This window comes from Streptomyces sp. NPDC023541 (assembly GCF_055559995.1).
Genome location: NZ_JBVHJO010000003.1, coordinates 106,839 through 123,253, shown reverse-complemented (window position 1 = coordinate 123,253; position 16,415 = coordinate 106,839). Strand labels below are relative to the sequence as shown.

10 protein-coding genes are annotated in these 16,415 nt (G+C 72.9%); 3 read left to right on the top strand and 7 right to left on the bottom strand.

Translation table 11 applies throughout. The features are described from left to right. Positions 1-8: 8 nt before the first annotated feature. From ACZ3X1_RS08080 to ACZ3X1_RS08065, 4 genes are read right to left on the bottom strand one after another with little or no spacing between them, the layout of a single operon-like run. A complete protein-coding gene (locus tag ACZ3X1_RS08080) occupies positions 9-1,280 on the bottom strand; it encodes an aspartate kinase (protein ID WP_467277776.1) in 1,272 nt (423 codons plus the stop codon). A 25-nt stretch (positions 1,281-1,305) separates the two neighbouring features. Further along, positions 1,306-2,124 (bottom strand): homoserine O-acetyltransferase/O-succinyltransferase family protein, encoded by an 819-nt coding sequence (locus tag ACZ3X1_RS08075; RefSeq protein ID WP_356810232.1) that lies wholly within the window; start codon positions 2,122-2,124, stop codon positions 1,306-1,308. Beyond that, complete coding sequence (locus tag ACZ3X1_RS08070) at positions 2,121-3,500, bottom strand: aspartate aminotransferase family protein (protein WP_356810231.1); 1,380 nt, start codon at positions 3,498-3,500, stop codon at positions 2,121-2,123. Before ACZ3X1_RS08070 ends, ACZ3X1_RS08075 begins: the two co-directional genes overlap by 4 nt. An 11-nt stretch (positions 3,501-3,511) precedes the next feature. Then, positions 3,512-4,849, bottom strand: coding sequence for a lysine N(6)-hydroxylase/L-ornithine N(5)-oxygenase family protein (locus ACZ3X1_RS08065; protein WP_362626845.1), 1,338 nt, complete (start codon positions 4,847-4,849; stop codon positions 3,512-3,514). 444 nt (positions 4,850-5,293) lie between these two features. On the opposite strand from ACZ3X1_RS08065, the gene ACZ3X1_RS08060 reads away from it, so the two are divergent. The 3 genes from ACZ3X1_RS08060 to ACZ3X1_RS08050 all read left to right on the top strand — a co-directional run bounded on the left by ACZ3X1_RS08060 (position 5,294) and on the right by ACZ3X1_RS08050 (position 11,156). Beyond that, a complete protein-coding gene (locus tag ACZ3X1_RS08060; protein WP_467277773.1) occupies positions 5,294-8,416 on the top strand; it encodes an AfsR/SARP family transcriptional regulator in 3,123 nt (1,040 codons plus the stop codon). A 158-nt stretch (positions 8,417-8,574) separates the two neighbouring features. Continuing rightward, positions 8,575-10,488 carry a RiPP maturation radical SAM C-methyltransferase gene (locus tag ACZ3X1_RS08055; protein ID WP_356810228.1) on the top strand — a complete coding sequence of 638 codons (1,914 nt, stop codon included), beginning with the start codon at positions 8,575-8,577 and terminating at the stop codon, positions 10,486-10,488. Next, positions 10,485-11,156 (top strand): DUF5825 family protein, encoded by a 672-nt coding sequence (locus ACZ3X1_RS08050; RefSeq protein WP_467277769.1) that lies wholly within the window; start codon positions 10,485-10,487, stop codon positions 11,154-11,156. The genes ACZ3X1_RS08055 and ACZ3X1_RS08050 overlap by 4 nt, the downstream gene beginning before the upstream one ends. Positions 11,157-11,190: 34 nt before the next feature. Here the strand turns inward: ACZ3X1_RS08050 and ACZ3X1_RS08045 are convergent, their stop codons facing one another. The 3 genes from ACZ3X1_RS08045 to ACZ3X1_RS08035 are packed head-to-tail and all read right to left on the bottom strand — an operon-like array spanning position 11,191 to position 16,378. Next, complete coding sequence (locus ACZ3X1_RS08045) at positions 11,191-13,287, bottom strand: protein kinase domain-containing protein (protein WP_467277767.1); 2,097 nt, start codon at positions 13,285-13,287, stop codon at positions 11,191-11,193. A gap of 23 nt (positions 13,288-13,310) precedes the next feature. After that, positions 13,311-15,518, bottom strand: a complete 2,208-nt coding sequence (locus ACZ3X1_RS08040; RefSeq protein ID WP_467277765.1) for a protein kinase domain-containing protein — start codon at positions 15,516-15,518, stop codon at positions 13,311-13,313. Beyond that, complete coding sequence (locus ACZ3X1_RS08035) at positions 15,518-16,378, bottom strand: protein kinase family protein (protein WP_467277762.1); 861 nt, start codon at positions 16,376-16,378, stop codon at positions 15,518-15,520. Before ACZ3X1_RS08035 ends, ACZ3X1_RS08040 begins: the two co-directional genes overlap by 1 nt. Between the last annotated feature and the right edge of the window lie 37 nt (positions 16,379-16,415).

The following is a 16,415-nucleotide window of genomic DNA, read 5'->3' as shown; positions in this document are numbered from 1 at the left end:
CCGCCTCCTCAGTTGGCCAGGGCCACGCCGACGGGCTGCGGGGCCGCAGCGTCGGTGTGCAGGCCGAAGGCGCTGTGCAGGACCCGGGCGGCCTCGTCGACCGCTCCGGAGGCGACGTGGCAGGAGACCCGGCTGGGGGTGCTGGTGACCAGCACCGGCCGGATCCCCGTGCTTTCCAGGGATTCCAGGATCCGCAGGGTGACCTCGGACCGGTTGCCGCAGGCGTCCCCGGCCACGCTCACACTGCCCAGCTCCTCGTCGTGGACCGCGACGGCGGCGCCGATGTCACCGAGGGCGGCGATGACCGCCTGCGGTTCGGCTCCCGGCGAGGTGAACCGGAGTTCGCCCGGGCTGCCGATGATGGATCCGACCGGCAGGCCGTGGCCGGCGAGGGCCGCCGACACCTGTGCGGGCGTCAGGCCGTCGACCTGGTAGAGCGGGTCGTGCCGGCGGTGGGCGACGCCGATGATCCTGGCCGTCTCGAACATGTCGTTCTCCTCCCTGACTTCTGTGATCCACGTGCCGGGTTCGCCGGTGAACGAGGAGCGGACGTGGATGGCGACACCGTGGGCCGCCGCGAGCTCCACCGCTCGCGGCTGCATCACCTGGGCGCCCGCCTCGGCCAGCTGGAGCATCGCCTCGTGGCTGAGCCGGTCCAGGCGCCGCGCGTCGGGGACCACGCGGGGGTCGGCGGTGAAGACCCCCGGGACGTCGGTCCAGATGTCGCACTCGGGCAGCCCCAGCGCGGCCGCCACGGCGATCGCCGAGGCGTCCGAGCCGCCGCGGCCCAGCGTGGTGACGTCACCGTCGTCGGTGACGCCCTGGTAGCCGGTGACCAGGACGATCAGGCCCTGTTCCAGGGCGGCCACGATCCGGGCCGGGTCGATGGACTGCATACGGGCGTTGCCGTGCGCGGTGTCGGTCAGCACTCCGGCCTGGCGGCCGTTCAGGGAGACGGCGCGCTCGCCCAGCTCGTGCACGGCGATCGCGGCGAGTGCGCACGACATCGATTCCCCGACGGCCAGGAGCGCGTCCAGCTCCCGGGCGTCGGGCTGCGCCGTGAGGACGTTCGCCATCTCCAGCAGGTCGTCGGTGGTGTCCGACATCGCGGACAGGACCGCGACGACGTCCGCCCCCGCGCGCCTGGCCTCCACCAGCCGCTGGGCGACCCGGCGCAGCCGGTCCATGTCGCCGACCGAGGAGCCGCCGAACTTCCACACCACCGGGCGCAGCGGGCGTCCGGACGGGCTCGTCGCGGACTCGGGTGACTCGGGTGACACAGGTGACACTGGTCCTCCCCGTCCTCTAGCGCGCGGCCGACTGGTCGCCGACCAGCCGCACCCAGCTCGCGAAGAACGCCAGACTGTGGCTGCGCCACAGCCGCAGCGGCTGGTCCAGGTCGACGCCGACCGGTGCCCGTACGCCGGCCACCTGCTGGTCCACGTCCCTGCGGTACTCCTCCGCCAGCCGTGAGCCGTAGTACTCGGGGTGGCCGGTGTGCATGAGGACGGAGTGGTCGTACGACTCGGCGATCACCGTGCCGGCGCCCTCGGCCCGGGCCAGGGCCCGGACGGTGGTGCTGGCGTCCAGCGCCTTGTCGTCGAAGCCGGCGAAGCGGCTGTGCGTCGACCAGAAGCGGTCGTCGAGGGACGAGGCGACGGGGCCGTCCTGCGCCAGCAGCTCCGTCTCGTACATGCCGGAGATCTTGGCGCTGTAGATGTCCTTGGGCAGCCCGTAGACCAGGTGGCCCACGCCCATCGCGCCCCAGCACAGGCCGAGCAGCGGTGATCCCTGCGCGTGGACGTCCTGGACCATGTCGTTCAGCTCGTCCATGAACCGCACCTCCTCGAAGGGGAGGTGCTCCACCGCGGCGCCGCTGACGATCAGGCCGTCCAGCGGCGCGTCGGCGGTGGCCTCCTTGTAGGTGCGGTACGTCGCGGCGATGCGGGCCGGGTCGTCCAGGTGGTAGCGGCGGGAGGAGATCCTGATCCACTGCAGTTCGAACGGGCCCGCAAGGGACAGCTGCGGCAGCAGCCAGTTCTCGTACTGCTCCGCGTTCGGCATCAGGTTGACGATGCCGATCCGCGGCAGTCGGCCGGCTCGTCCGGACACGATCGTGCTCATCGGCCGGCCTCCGCGGCGAGTTCCGCCTCCAGCGTCGTGAGCGCGTCGCGCAGGATCGCCACGGCGTCGTCGGCGACCTCACGGGTGATGTTCAGCGGCGGCAGCAGCCGGACGACGCTGTCGCCCCGGCCGCCGAGCTCGACGATCAGACCCCGGCGCAGTGCCTCCTGCTGGAACCTGGCCGCGACCTCGGTCGCGTCGGCCGTCGGCGCGGCGGCCATCTCCATGCCGAGCATCAGGCCCAGACCGCGTACGTCGGAGACCAGGTGGCTGGTGCCGAGCTGCTCCAGCTCGCCGAGCAGGTGGGCACTGACGGTGCGGACGTGCGGGAGCAGCTGCTCGCGCTCGACGACGTCCAGGAAGGCGTTGGCGCTGGCGAAGGCGAGGTTGTTGCCGCGGAAGGTGCCGATGTGGCTGCCCGGCGTCCAGGTGTCCAGGTGCCCCCGGTAGAGGATGGCGGCGACCGGCAGCCCCATCCCGGACAGGCCCTTGGAGGCGACGACGACATCGGGGGTGATGCCGTACTGCTCGAAGGCGAACCAGGTGCCGGTGCGGCCGCAACCGGTCTGGACCTCGTCCACGATCAGCGGGATGCCGAGTTCGCGGGCGGTGTCGGCGACCCGGTGGACGAACTCGCGGCGGGCCGGGATGGCGCCGCCTTCGCCCTGGACCAGCTCCATGATGATCGCGGCCGGCAGCTGCACCCCGCCGTGGGTGTCGGTCAGCGTGTTCACCAGGACATCGGCGCAGTTGGTGCTGCAGGTCTTGGGAGCGAGGCCGACCGGGCAGCGGTGGCAGTAGGAGTAGGGGGTGAAGTGGATGCCGGGCAGCAGGTTGTGCAGACCGGTCTTGGGCGCGTGCTCCGAGGTGAGGGACATGGCCCCCTGGGTGGAGCCGTGGTAGGCGCCCTGGAAGACCACGACCTGGCCGCGGCCGGTCGCCTTCTTGCACAGTTTGATCGCGGCCTCGACGGCGTCGGAGCCGGTGGGCCCGCAGAAGTGCATTTTGTAGTCGTCCCGGATGTGCTCCGGGAGCATCCCGATCTGACGGCGTTTGAACTCGTCGCGCACCGGGGTCGGGAAGTCGAGGCCGTGCGTCAGTTTCGGCAGCTGCGCGGTCACGGCCGCGACCAGCTCGGGGTGGTTGTGGCCCAGGGCGAGGACGCCCGCGCCGGAGAGGAAGTCGATGTAGCGGCGGCCGTCGACGTCGGTGATGTAGGACCCGGACGCCTCGGCGATCGCGACCGGGATCCGGCGGGGGTAGGTACGGGCGTTGGACTCGGTGGCCGCCTGGCTGTCGAGCAGCACGCGTCCGTTGGGTCCGGGCTGGGTGAGGTCGACCGCCGGTCTCGGTGAGGTCGCTTCGAGCGTCTGCATGATCGTCTCTCTCAGATGTCGGAACCGGACGCCTGCGCGGCGACCAGGTCGGCAGCGCCCTGTTCGGCGACCAGGCGCCGCTCAAGGCTTTCGACGATGGCCTGGGAGCGCAGCGCCAGCAGGCTGAAGGAGCCCGCGTCGCCGAGCCCGTGCGTGGACTCGCACAGCCCGTTGACGAAGATCGGCGGCACCTCGCGCTCGAAGGCCGGGTGCGGGACCACGCCGTAGTCGTAGCCGACGGACAGCGGCCGGCCGTCCGTCACGCCGAGCACCTGCGTGAGGTCCTTGAGCAGCGGCGGCAGCTGCTCGGTCCGGCCGGTGATCCCCAGGTCCAGGTAGCCGGTGGCCAGGACGACGCGGTCGGCGTGGATGCGCTCGCGCTCACCGGTGATGTGCTCGGTGAGGTCCAGCGCCACGCCCTCGGCGGTGCGCTCCACGGCCTCGACGCGGCGGTTGGTGCACAGGCGTATGCGCTCGCGGCCGTCCAGCTCGTCCTCGTACATGCGCATGTACAGGGCGCTGACCACGTCCGCGTCGGCGGCGGAGTAGTTGGTGGGCCGCAGCTGGTCGCGCAGCCGCTTCTTGCCCTCCTCCGACGCGTGGAAGTAGTACTCGACGAACTCCGGGAAGTAGACCTCCTCGGAGAAGGGGCTGGTGTCCTTGAGCCGGTAGCCGAAGCCGGTCATCACGTTGACGATCCGGGCGGCGGGGAAGCGCGCGATCAGGTCGAGCACCACCTCGACCGCGCTCTGGCTGGCGCCCACGACCGCCAGCGTGCCGTCGAAGTCCCGCTCCAGACCTGCGATGTTGGGGAGGAACTGGGAGGTGTGGAACAGGTGCGGGGCCGGCACGCCGGAGAAGACCTCGGGGACGTTCGGGGTGCGGCCGGGAGCGACCACCACGGAGCGCCCGCGGTAGGTGGTGCCGTCGGCGGTGCTGACCTCGACGAGCGGGCCGTCGCCGGTCGCGGTCACGTCGATGCCGGTGACCTCACGGCCGTAGTCCACGTCCGCCCGCACGGTCTGCGCGACCCACTGGACGTAGCGCGCGTACTCCTTGCGCAGCGGGTAGTGGGAGGGCAGGTTGAGGTGTTTGAAGAGACGGCCCTGCTCGTGCAGGAAGTTGGTGAACGTGTACCGGCTCCGCGGGTTGCGCGGGGTCACCAGGTCACGCAGCGGGTTGTTCTGGATGTCGGAGCCGTCCAGGAGCATGGCGCGCTGCCAGTAGGGGCCGGGCTCCCGCTCGATGAACTTCACCCGGGCCTGCGGCCACAGTTCCTCGAACGCGACGGCGACGGCGACGTTCGCTGGTCCGTATCCGACGCAGAGAACGTCATAGGCATCGTGCACGCTGATCCTCCAAAGTTGAAATGGCACGGGCATGCCGGCGGCATGCCGGCGGCATGCCGGCTGGGTCACGGACGGGAGACCGCCTGCACATCCGCGCAAGCGCCGTCGGAGTACGGCCCGGCCGCATGGCGGCCGGCGAAGAACGCGCCGTCGCTGAGGGCCCCCGCTGCGTGCGGGACCGTCCACCCTGCGGCTTCCGGGCCGGTGAGGTCGCTTGCCGGCGCGAGGCCGGCGGTGTCCGCAGCCGCACCTTCGGTGTCCGCATTTCTGGTCATTTGAACTGCAGCTTCCGTCGGCGTCCGGGATGTAATGAGCTTTTCACTCACCGCTACCGGTTGGCTTCCGCCGGGCTTCCGACCGTGCGGTATCGTCCACAAACGCAGGTCATCAGGTGGGGGGCGGTGCCCCGTGCGCGTAAGGCGGACGGGGCCAGGAGGGAGCTGAGTGACATTCGAGTTCCGTGTTCTCGGGCCGATCACGGCATGGCGTGACGGACTCGCAGTCAGACTGAACGGGCGCAAGACCAGATCGGTGCTCGCCGCGTTGCTGCTCCGCTCCGACCACGTCGTCCCGGTGGAACGACTCGTCGCGATCCTTTGGGGGGAATCGCCACCGCCGACCGCCGTGGCCCAGATCCAGAAGTGCGTGTCCCAACTGCGCGGAGAGCTGGGCCCGGAGCTGATCATCCGATCGGGCAACGGCTACCGCCTCCAGCTCGGCGGTCACCGGTTCGACCTGCGGACCTTCGACCAGGCCGTCGCGGACGCGAGGGCCGCGCTCGGCCGGGACCGGCAGCTCGACGCCCTGGAGGCGTACTGCGCCGGGCTCGCCCAGTGGCGGGGGGAGCCACTGGCCGACGGCACGGAGGAGCTGATACGGACGGAGTCGCCGGCGCTGGAGGAGCGCCGGATCGGCGTCCTCATGGAGCGCATCGAGGCGGAGCTGGCCCTGGGCCGCCACGGCGAACTCGTCAGCGAACTCAAGGCGCTGGTGGGGGAGCACCCGCTGCGGGAGCGGCTGCGCGGCCAGCTGATGCTGGCGCTCTACCGCTGCGGCCGGGTGGCCGACGCCCTCGCGGTCTACCAGGCCGGGCGCACCCTCATCGCCGAAGAGCTCGGCCTGGAACCGGGGGGCGAGCTCCAACGCCTCCACGAGGCGATCCTGGTCGGCGGCCCCGGCCTCGACCTGCCCCGCAAGGCGCCCGACGCGGCGCCCGAGCGCGTATGGTCGCCCATCGTCCCGGTCGTACCGGCCCAGCTCCCGCCCTCGATAGCCGACTTCACCGGGCGCGCCGACCAGGTCAGCCGCATCCGCGAGACGCTGACGACGGGGGACAAGGAGTCACTGGCCCTCGTCGCCCTCTCGGGCAAGGGCGGGGTCGGCAAGTCCACCCTCGCGGTGCAGGCCGCGCGCCGCGTGGCCGAGCAATTCCCCGACGGACAGCTGTACATACGCCTGCGCACCGCCGACACCCGGCCGCTCGACCCCCTGGTGGCGCTCAAACGCTTCCTGCGCGCGCTCGGCGTCGGCGAGGAGGGCATCCCGGACGACCTGGAGGAGTGCAGCGAGCTCTTCCGCAGCCGGACCGCCTCCTCCCGGATGCTGATCCTGCTCGACGACGCCGTCAGCGAGGCGCAGGTCAGACCGCTGCTCCCCGGCTCGCCCGGCTGCGTCGTCCTCATCACCAGCCGGCCGCGGCTCACCGGCCTGGAATCCGCCACCCACGTCGACCTCGACGTGTTCAACGCGGAGGAGTCCGGGGCGCTGATCGAACGGATCGCCGGGCGGCACCGCGTCGTCGGCGACGAGGCGACCACGGCGGAGATCGCCCGGCTGTGCGGCTACCTGCCCCTCGCCGTCCGAATCGCGGCCGCGCGGCTCGCACAGCACTCCCAGGGCGGCATCAGCCGGTTCGCCCGCCGCCTCGCCGACGAGCGGCGGCGACTGGACGTACTGGTCTCCGGCGACCTGGAGGTACGGGCCACGCTCGCGACCGGATACCAGGAGCTGGGGCCGCGCGAGCGCGAGGCGTTCTGCCTGCTGGGTCTGATCGACGCGCCGGACTTCGCGTCCTGGTTACTGGCGCCGCTGCTGCGCATCACCATCGACGAGGCCGAGGACCTGATCGAGGAACTCGTCAGCACCCAGCTCCTCGACGTCATCGGATGCGACGTCGCCGGGCAGACCCGGTACCGCTACCACAACCTGGTCCGCCTGTACGCCAAGGAACGCGCCCAGGCCGAGTACTCCCAGGCGCAGTGCCGCGAGGCGCTCGCCAGGGTGCTGGACGGGTGGCTCACCCTGTCCACCACGGCGGCCCGGCGCATCGCCGGTGAGCGCTCCCAGGAGTGGCCGGCCGCGGCCCGGGGCACGACGGAACGCTACGACGGTTTCGACCGGTCCGATGTCGACTACATCGTCGAGGACCCCTACCTCTGGTTCGAGGCCGAGCGCCCGGCACTGGCCTCCGCGGTCGCGATGGCCTGCTCGAACGGGTTCGGCCGGATCGCGTGGGAGCTGGCCGACAGCACGACCGGCTTCCTGGAGCTGCGACACCTCTACGACGACTGGGAGGCCGGCCACCGCCTCGCCCTGGCGGCGGCCGACGCCGACGGCGACACCCTGGGGGTCGGCGTCATGTCCCTGCGCCTGGCCAACCTGCGGTGCATCCGCAGGGACCCCGAGGCCGGCCTGGAACTCGTCGACCGGGCGGGCGCCGTCTTCGACGGCCTGGGCATCGACGCCCTGCGGAGCGAGTGCCTGGTGATCCGCGCCGGGGCGCTGCGCGCGCTGGGCCGGCTCGGACCCGCCCTCGCCGAGGTGGTGCGGGCCACCGAACTGGCCCAGGACTCCTCCAGTCGGCTCGCACAGGCGCTCGCCGCCCGCGAACTGGGCACGATCCGTTACGAGCAGGGCCGCTGGGAGCTGTCGTCGGACGCCTTCCAGGAGGCGGTCCGCCTCGGCCGCCTGGCCGGCAACCGGCGCGAGGAGGCCCTGGCGTTGCGCCACTGGGCCGTCGTGCTGCGCCACCGCGGGGAGCTCCAGGAGGCGAGGGAGAAGGCGGAGACCGCCCTCGCGGCCTTCCACGAACTGGGGGACCGCCCCTACGAGGCGTTCAGCGGTCTCACCCTCGGTCTGAGCCTGCTGGAGCTGCGCGATCCGTCCGCCCGGCGGTTCATCGAGGAGGGGCACGCCGTCCTGCGGGACATGAACCTGGAATTCGGGATGGGCGAACTCTTCTACGTGCTGGCCTCTCTGGAGCTCGCCGACGGCCACATCGACCGGGCCGTCGACCGGCTGGCCCAGTCCATCCGGCTGCTCGGCGCGGAGCCCGTCCACCACGTGCTGCTCTCCGCGGTCGAGCTGCTCTGCCGGGCGCTGGAGGCCGAGGACCGGGCGGCCGCCCAGGTGCTGCGCCTGGAGCTCACCGAACTGGCCGCGTGCATCGGCACCCCCGCACCGGCCCGCCGCATCGATTCGATCCTCGCCCTGGCCGCACGCAGAGTGACCGGAAGGAATCCGGTAGTGACGCTGTCTAGAGTTCCGGTTCTGCAACCGCTCCACTGACCACGGAAACGGACGGCGATCCATCGTGAAGAAGACCACCATCGTCAGCGACCCACGTGCGAGGGCCGCGGGCAAGAGATCCGGCACGGACGTCATCGGCGTGCGCAGGACCCTTGCGGTGGAAGGACTCTGAGAAAGGCCGGAGGGCTGCTCCTCACATGCGTGTGACTCTGGTGAACATGCCGTGGGCTTCCTTGGACACGCCGTCCCTCGCGCTGGGGATCCTGCACTCCCTCGGCCGCTCCCATCGGGCGGACGTGGAGACGGTGAACGCCAACCTGGACTTCTACGACTGGGCGGCGGAAGCGATCGGACTGAGCGTCGAGGACTACGAGTTCTTCGCCAGCCACGCGTACTTCGAAGGCTATGGGGACTGGGTGTTCTCCGGCGCCCTGCACGGCGTTCCGGCGTGGCGGGTGCGTGAATTCGAGGAGCGGATGGCGCAGGGTCTCAGCCCGCACCTGCGGGCCGTCACCCTGGCCCTGCACGAGGCGTCCGCGCGGTTCGTCGAGGAACTGGCCGCGCGGATCGCCGACACCCGGCCGGAGGTGGTGGGCTTCACCACCACGTTCCAGCAGAACACGGCCGCCCTGGCCACGGCCGCGGCGATCAAGAGGCTCTCGCCGGGCACCGTCACGGTGCTCGGCGGCGCCAACTGCGACGGCCCGCAGGGCGCGGCACTGCACCGGAACTTCCCCGCCGTCGACTACGTGGTACGCGGCGAGGGCGAGCGCGCCTTCCCCGCGCTGCTCGGCGTGGTCCGCGGCGAGGTGGAGCCCGCGACGGTCCCCGGGCTGTGCTGGCGCCGGGCCGACGGCGCGCACCGGGCGAACGCGATGACCCGCCTCCCGCTCCCGCCGGGCGAGTTGAAGCAGCCGGACTACCGGCCCTACTTCACCCGGGTGCAGACGTCGGCGGCCCGCTCCAGGATCGAGCCGAAGCTGGTGCTGGAAGGCTCGCGCGGATGCTGGTGGGGCGAGAAGCACCACTGCACCTTCTGCGGACTCAACGGATCGTCGATGGCCTTCCGCAGCAAGGCCCCCGAGACGTTCCTGAACGAGATCCTGGAACAGACCCGACGCCACCAGGTGCTCGACGTCCTCGTCGTGGACAACATCCTCGACATGGGATACCTGCGGAGCGTGATGCCCGCTCTGATCGAGCGGGGCCACGACCTGCGGTTCCACTACGAGATCAAGTCCAACCTGCGCTACCGCCACCTGCAGACGCTCGCCGACGCCGGCCTCGTCCAGGTGCAGCCCGGCATCGAGAGCCTGAGCAGCCGGGTCCTGGGACTGATGGACAAGGGCGTCACCGGCTGCCAGAACGTGCGCCACCTGCGGGACGCACAGTCCGCGGGGCTCTTCGCCACGTGGAACTACCTGTACGGCTTCCCCGGCGAGAGGGAGCGCGACTACACCGACGTGATCCGGCAGTTGCCCGCCCTCGCCCACCTCACCCCGCCGGACGGCGTCACCCGCATCGAGATCGAGCGGTTCAGCCCCTACTTCGACCGGCCGGAGCTGGGCTTCGCGCCGCTGCGGCCGGCGTCCCACTACGCGGTCGTGTACGACCTGCCGGAGGCGGAACTGTACGACCTGGCCTACCTCTTCGACGCCCCGCACGCCGGCATCGGCGAGACCGCCGCCAAGCAGCTCGCCGCCGCCGTCGAACGCTGGCGCGACCTGCACCTCCACAGCAGCCTCACCCGCTGCGACATCGGATCGAGAATCGTGCTGACGAACCGGCGGGAAGACTTCGGCTGGACGACGCGGAGCATCACGGACCCCGTCGAGGTGGCCGCGTTCCGTCTCCTGGAGGACCCGCGGAGCCCGCAGTCGCTGACCCACCGGCTCGGCGCCAGGTTCAACGCCAGCGTCTCCGCGGCCCGGGTCGCCGAACTGCTCGCGGAGTGGGGCGAGGCCGGCCTCCTCTACGAGGACGCCAACCGGTACGTCCACGTCGTGCCCCTGGGCACCAACGCGGAGCTGACCCGTCTCGGCGGCTGCGCCCCGGACCTGACCCGGGACTTCGCCCGGGCCCCCGGCCCCGCCTACGAGGACGCCTCGTGATCGCCGCCCGCAAGCCGGTGATCGACCTCTGGCGGGACTACCGTGACCACGCGCGGACGCTCCCGGGCATGCACCTCGGCAGCGTCGCCGTCGCCGACGCCGCCGTGGACGCGGCGCACACCGCTCGCGAGCTGTACCGCACGGGCGTGCGCAGGGCCGAGTTCAGCACCCTGGTGGACCTGTCTGCCGCCGCCGAGCCGATCTGCGCCGTACGGATCCTGGACCTGGTCCGGGAGCTGACCGCCTGGGGCGTCGTCGTCGACTGGCGCGTGCGCCTGCCCGCCGCGGGGTCGTGCCGGTCCGGCCCGTCGGCGTTCACGCTCAGCCATCTCTACCCGCCGTCCGGGATCGAGGGACCGGACGACGCGGCGGAACTCCGCTCCGCCTGGGCCGAGGGCTTCTTCCTCGGCAAGTGCCTCGTCCGCAACGGCCCCGGCTTCCTGGAGATCCGCGACCACCGGGCCGGTGTGCTGAACCGGATCGTGATCGACGAACCGGACTACCTCGCCGGGGTGGAGGCGGTCCGGTCGGCCCCGACGGCCGACGGCGTCGCCCCTCACGTCCGGGCCGATCTCGCGGCGGAGTCCCTCCTGGTCGGCGTCGGCGACCTCTGGTGGTGGGCACCGCACCGCCCGCACCGCTGGCCGCAGCCGCCCTTCCGGGTCTGACCCGCCGCCGACCGGGCCCCCCGCTTACGCGGGCTCAGAACACGGGCAGGGCGGCCAGCGTCGTGCCGTCCATGAGGAACACGCGGTTCGCGTCCCCCGTGATCCAGTAGCGCTCAGGGTTCTTGATGATGCGGAAGACCCACGGCGTCCGGTTCTCGGCCGACAGGTCGACGACGTTGATGCCTGCCTCCGTCCTGTTGACGGTGACCGACCACAGGCCGTTGCCCTGGACGACGAGCGGGCTGGGCGGGTCGCATTCGAGGAGGCCCCCGAAGTTCCAGTCCGTTCCCCGGCCGGTCCGGAGGTCCAGGCGGAGGGGGAGCGTCAGAACCGTCGCGTACACGTGGTCGCCGTGGATGGTCGGCGGGCCCCAGAAGACCGGGGCGCCGTTCGGCGGCTTGGGGTTCTCGGCCGTCCAGAGCTCCTTGCCGTCGACGACGTCGACGACGGTGAGGTTCTTGCCGGTCACGCACAGGGTGCGGCCCGACACGGCGACTTTGGCCCGGCCGTTGGCGGACTGCTTGCGGCGGTCCCATGCCGTGCGGCCGTCGGTCGTGTCGAGGGCGACGACGGTCCCGTCCGCCGCCGTGACGACGAGCCGGCCCTGGGCCGCCAGGCCACGGGAGGCGGCCTCCTTGCCGAGGTCCGCGTCGACGGAGGCGGTCCAGCGGATCTTGGCATCGGACCGGCCGATGCTGCGCACCCGGCCCTGCTTGGTGATCACATAGACGGCCTCGTCGTCCGCGGCCAGGAGGGAGGCGGCCTCGGCGGGAGCCGTCCACTTCGGCTCGCCGGTCGAGGCGACGAAGGTCACGAGGGTGCCGTCGCGGTCGGCTGCCGCCACCAGCCGGTCGGAGAGGGACAGGTAGCGGTGGGCGGCCACGACCTTCCCGGCCGACCACCGCAGGGTGCCGTCGGTGACGCTGCGCGCCTCGATGCCGCCCTTCGGCGCGCCGACGATGACGACGTCCCGCACGGGCAGGGGCGCGGGCGCGTCGGCCGAGACGGCCGAGGAGACGCTCCAGAGCGGCTCGGGTGTTTCGCCGAGCACGTAGTCGCCCTTCTTCGCGTCCAGGACCGCGGCCGTCGGGGTCGGCACGGCGGGCGGGATGTCGAAGGGACCGGGCCGGCTCGCCAGGCCCCACCAGGCCGCGGCGCCACCGCCGACCGCCAGCACGGATCCGCCGACCGCCAGGCCCGTCAGCAGGCGGCGCCGGGAGACGGGGCGCGGTGCGACCGCGCCCGGCACGGTGGTCAGCCGGTGCAGGCCGTGCTCCCGGGCCGTGATGTCCTGCGCGATCGCTCCGTGGCGCCAGGCACGTTCGGCTCCGAGGGGCGGGGCGGAGGACCGGACGAGCTGGTCCGGCAGCGGCCGCGACGCCGGGTCCTTGGCGAGGCACGGGCCGATCAACGGCTGCAGCGCGGGCGGTACGCGGTCCAGGCGCGGCTCGCCGTGGACGACCTCGTACTGCACGGCTGCGACGTGCGAACCCTCGTACGCGTGCCGTCCGCTCGCCGCGTACACCAGGACCGCGCCCAGGGAGAAGACGTCGGCCGGCGGTCCGACGCGCTGCCCGAGCACCTGCTCGGGCGCGCCGTAGCCCGGGGTGACCGGGACCTGGCCGGTGGCGGTGAGGGTGAGGCCGTGTTCGGGGCGGGCGATGCCGAAGTCGATGACGCGCGGGCCCGTCGCGGTGAGCACGATGTTGGCGGGCTTAAGGTCCCGGTGGACGAGGCCGGCGCCGTGGATGTCGCGCAGCGCCCCGGCGAGCGCCGCCGCCAGGGCCCGGACGGCAGGCTCGTCCAGCGGTCCGTGGGAGCGTACGGCGTCGGCGAGGGTCGGCCCGGTCAGGAACTCGGTGGCGATCCACGGCCGCCCGCCCTCCGTCCGGGCGTCCAGGACGCGGGCCACGGACCCGCCGCCGACCGCCTGGGCCATCAGGGCCTCGCGGACGAACCGCGCGGTGAGGTTCGGGTCGTGCGCCAGGTGGGGGTGCAGCACCTTCACCGCGGCGGCGTGCCCCTCGCCGTCCTGGCCGACGTAGACCTTGCCCATGCCTCCTTCGCCGAGGACGGCGAGGATGCGGTACGGGCCCAGTCGGATCGGGTCTCCGGATTCCAGGGGCTTCATGGGGTGCGAGGCTTTCTGTGAGCTCAGGCGAGGGGGTACGCGGCGACGTATTCGCCGCCGATGGCGATGAGCCGCTTGGCGGCCGGGTCGGCGAAGTACCGCGCCCTGGCGGCTTTGAAGGGCCGGCTGAGGGCGCCGGTCCGGATGTCGGCGGCCACCAGCGCGGACGAAGCCCCGTCGTAGGCGTACACGTACGAGATCCCCACCGCGGGCGGGGCGGCGAGGTCCTCGGCCCTGACCGTGCGGGTCTTCTCCGCCCATCGCAGGGTGCCGTTCGCGGCGTCGAGCGCGACCATGCCGCGGTTCTCCTCGACCGCGTACACCACGCCGTCCTTGACGGCCGGCGGGCCGAACCGCGCCGTCGGGGTCTGTCCCGCGAAACGCCAGGCCGCCTTGCCGTCGGCGAGGCCCAGCGCCACGAGTTCACCCGCCGACGGGTAGACGTGCCGGTCGTCCACGGCCAGGTGGGCCCGGTTCAGGACCGGCTGCGGGCTCTGGAGCGGCTTGTCCCACAGGGCCCGGCCCGTCAGGGCGTCGTGCACGACGAGGCGCGGCTCCCGCTCCGCGGACTGCTGGACGAGGACCAGGTGCCCGCCCACGGCCCGGGCGGACAGGAAGTGCAGGTGCGGGGACCCGGCGGGGCGGGCGGGCAGCGGGACCTCCCAGAGCTTTGCACCGGACCGGGTGTCCACCTTCAGCAGGAACCACGTCTGGTCCTTGCCGAAGCCGTCGCGGGTGTGGGTGCCGCGGCCTCCCACCAGGTAGACGGCGTCGCCGGTGGCGCAGAGCAGCTGGGTTCCGTAGAGGATCGCCCGCAGGTCCTTGAGCACGCTGAAGGGCGGGTCGGGCTTCCCGGTGGCCGGGTCGACCGTGGAGACGCCGAGCGGCTCGGCCTCGTCGAGGGTGTAGTCGGCGGCGTAGATCTTCGTGCCGTCGGTGGCGGTGCGGCGCATGAAGTAGACCGAAGGGTCGGGCCACTTGGCCGCTCCCGTCGCGGGGTCCAGACCCTTGACGCCGTACTCGCCGACGACGAGGAGACCGTCCAGGGTGAGCGGGGCGGGCGGGATGAGCGGGTCGGCGTAGCTGACGGGCTCCTGCCAGAGCAGGTCCCAGGCGGGTGCCCCCGCAGTGGTGGCGGGCGGTTTGGGGGCGGCGGGGTCCTGGCGGCCGAGCCAGGCCCGGGCGCCGGCGCCGGCCGCTGCCGCCCCGAGTACGCAACTCCCGCCGAGCGCGAGCAGCCGGCGGCGGGAAATACCGGAGGGCGATGGGGGAGGTGACTGGCCGCTGCTCGGGAGGGTCGCGGCGAGGGCGTGCTCCGGCGGGGCGGGCAGGCGGTGGGGCGCGTCGTTCCAGACGCCGCCGACGCGGCGGGCGATCTCCCGGAGGAGGGGCTCGGGGAGGTGGGCGGCGAAGCCGTCCCGCCCGGGGTGCAGGGCAGCGGCGAGTTCGCCGGTGGTGGGGCGGCCGGCGGGGTCCTTGTCGAGGCAGCGGGTCAGGACCGGCAGGAGGGCCGGCGGGACTCCGGTGAGGTCGGGGTCGGCGTGGCGGACGCGGTACATGAGGTCGGCGTGGCCGCCGCTGCCGAAGGGGCCGTGGCCGGTGGCCGCGTAGGTGAGGACGCCGGCGAGGGCGAAGACGTCGCCCGCGGAGGTGTGTTCGAGGCCGGTGGCCTGCTCGGGGGACATGAAGGCGGGCGTGCCGGCGGCGGTGCCGGTACGGGTGAGGCGGTCGTCGCCGAGGGCGCGGGCGATCCCGAAGTCGATGACCTTGGGACCCTCGGCGGTGATCATGACGTTGGAGGGCTTGAGGTCGCGGTGGACGACGTCCGAGGCGTGCAGCTGGGCCAGCGCCGCGCACAGCAGGGCACCCAGGGCGCGTACCGCGGGCTCGGGCAGCGGTCCCGCGACGGAGACGGCCTCGTCGAGGGGCGGGCCGAGGACGTACTCGGTGGCCAGCCAGGGGGTTTCGGCGAGCGGATCGGCGTCGAAGACACGGGCGCCGTGGACGGGGCCGATGACGCGGGCCGCGTCGACTTCGAGGCGGAAGCGGGTGCGGACGGCGGGATCGGTGGCGATGTGGGCGTGCATCGTCTTCAGCGCCGCCGTGCGGCCGGTGGCCGATCGGGCGAGGTAGACGGTGCCCATGCCGCCGCTGCCCAGGCGGGCGAGGAGGCGGTAGCCGCCGAGCGCGTGCGGGTCGTCGTGCGTCAGCGGGGTGACTGCGGTGTGCATCAGAGGGTGGTCCGGGAGGCGGGAACGGGGAGTTCGGCGGCGAGGAGCCCCGCCGACTGGCGTGCGAGGGCGACGACGACCGGTGCCGGCAGGGGCATCGGACCGGTCGGGTCGGGGTGGGTGAGGAGCTGGTGCGCTTGCGGACGCCGGGCGGGGTCGCGGGAGAGGCAGGCCGTGACCGGCTCGCGGAGGAAGGCGGGGAGTTCGTCACGTTCGGGAACGGTGTGGCCGGTCGCGGCGTAGGCCAGTACCGCCCCCAGCGCGTACATGTCGCCCGGCGGGCGGGGGCGGCCGCCGGCCGCCTGCTCCGGGGCGAGACTGCCGGAGTCGAGGCCCGGCAGGCCGCTGCGCTGCCCGCCGTCGGGAGCCGCGGCCCGTACGGCGCCGAAGCAGCTCAGGCGGGGGCCGTCGGTGGTGAGCAGCACGGCGGCGGGGGACAGGCCGGCGTGCGCGACGCCCTGCGCGTGCGCGGTGGCCAGCGTCCGGGCGAGGGCCGCGACCAGGGCCCGTACGACCGGCCCGGGCAGCGGCCCGCCGTGGGCGCGCAGGGCGGCGGGCAGCGAGAGGGCGGGGACGTACGGGGCCGTGCACCAGGGCAGCTCGGCGGCGCCGCCGCCGACCTCGTCGGCCGCCAGGAACCCCGGTATCGAGAGCCGGCGCGCCCCCTCCGCCTCGATGGCCCAGCGGGTCGGGTCGGTGTCGGGGCGGGGAAGCCGGGCGAGAAGGGTACGGCCGTCCCCGTCGGCACTGCGGACGACGACCCGCCGCTCGGCAGCGGTGGTTTCCGGCTCGGCGTCGAGCCGCGCCAGAGCGATGTACGACCCGACCCGCAGGGGGTCGCCATGACGCAGCGCTTCCATGCGCGATCCCTCCCCGTGTGTGTCGATCTCCGGCCAC

Coding starts and splice junctions, on each gene's coding strand:
- ACZ3X1_RS08075 (WP_356810232.1), bottom strand. CDS start 2,124: ATGAGCACGATCGTGTCCGGACGAGCCGGCCGACTGCCGCGGATCGGC.
- ACZ3X1_RS08035 (WP_467277762.1), bottom strand. CDS start 16,378: ATGGAAGCGCTGCGTCATGGCGACCCCCTGCGGGTCGGGTCGTACATC.
- ACZ3X1_RS08055 (WP_356810228.1), top strand. CDS start 8,575: ATGCGTGTGACTCTGGTGAACATGCCGTGGGCTTCCTTGGACACGCCG.
- ACZ3X1_RS08070 (WP_356810231.1), bottom strand. CDS start 3,500: ATGCAGACGCTCGAAGCGACCTCACCGAGACCGGCGGTCGACCTCACC.
- ACZ3X1_RS08045 (WP_467277767.1), bottom strand. CDS start 13,287: ATGAAGCCCCTGGAATCCGGAGACCCGATCCGACTGGGCCCGTACCGC.
- ACZ3X1_RS08040 (WP_467277765.1), bottom strand. CDS start 15,518: ATGCACACCGCAGTCACCCCGCTGACGCACGACGACCCGCACGCGCTC.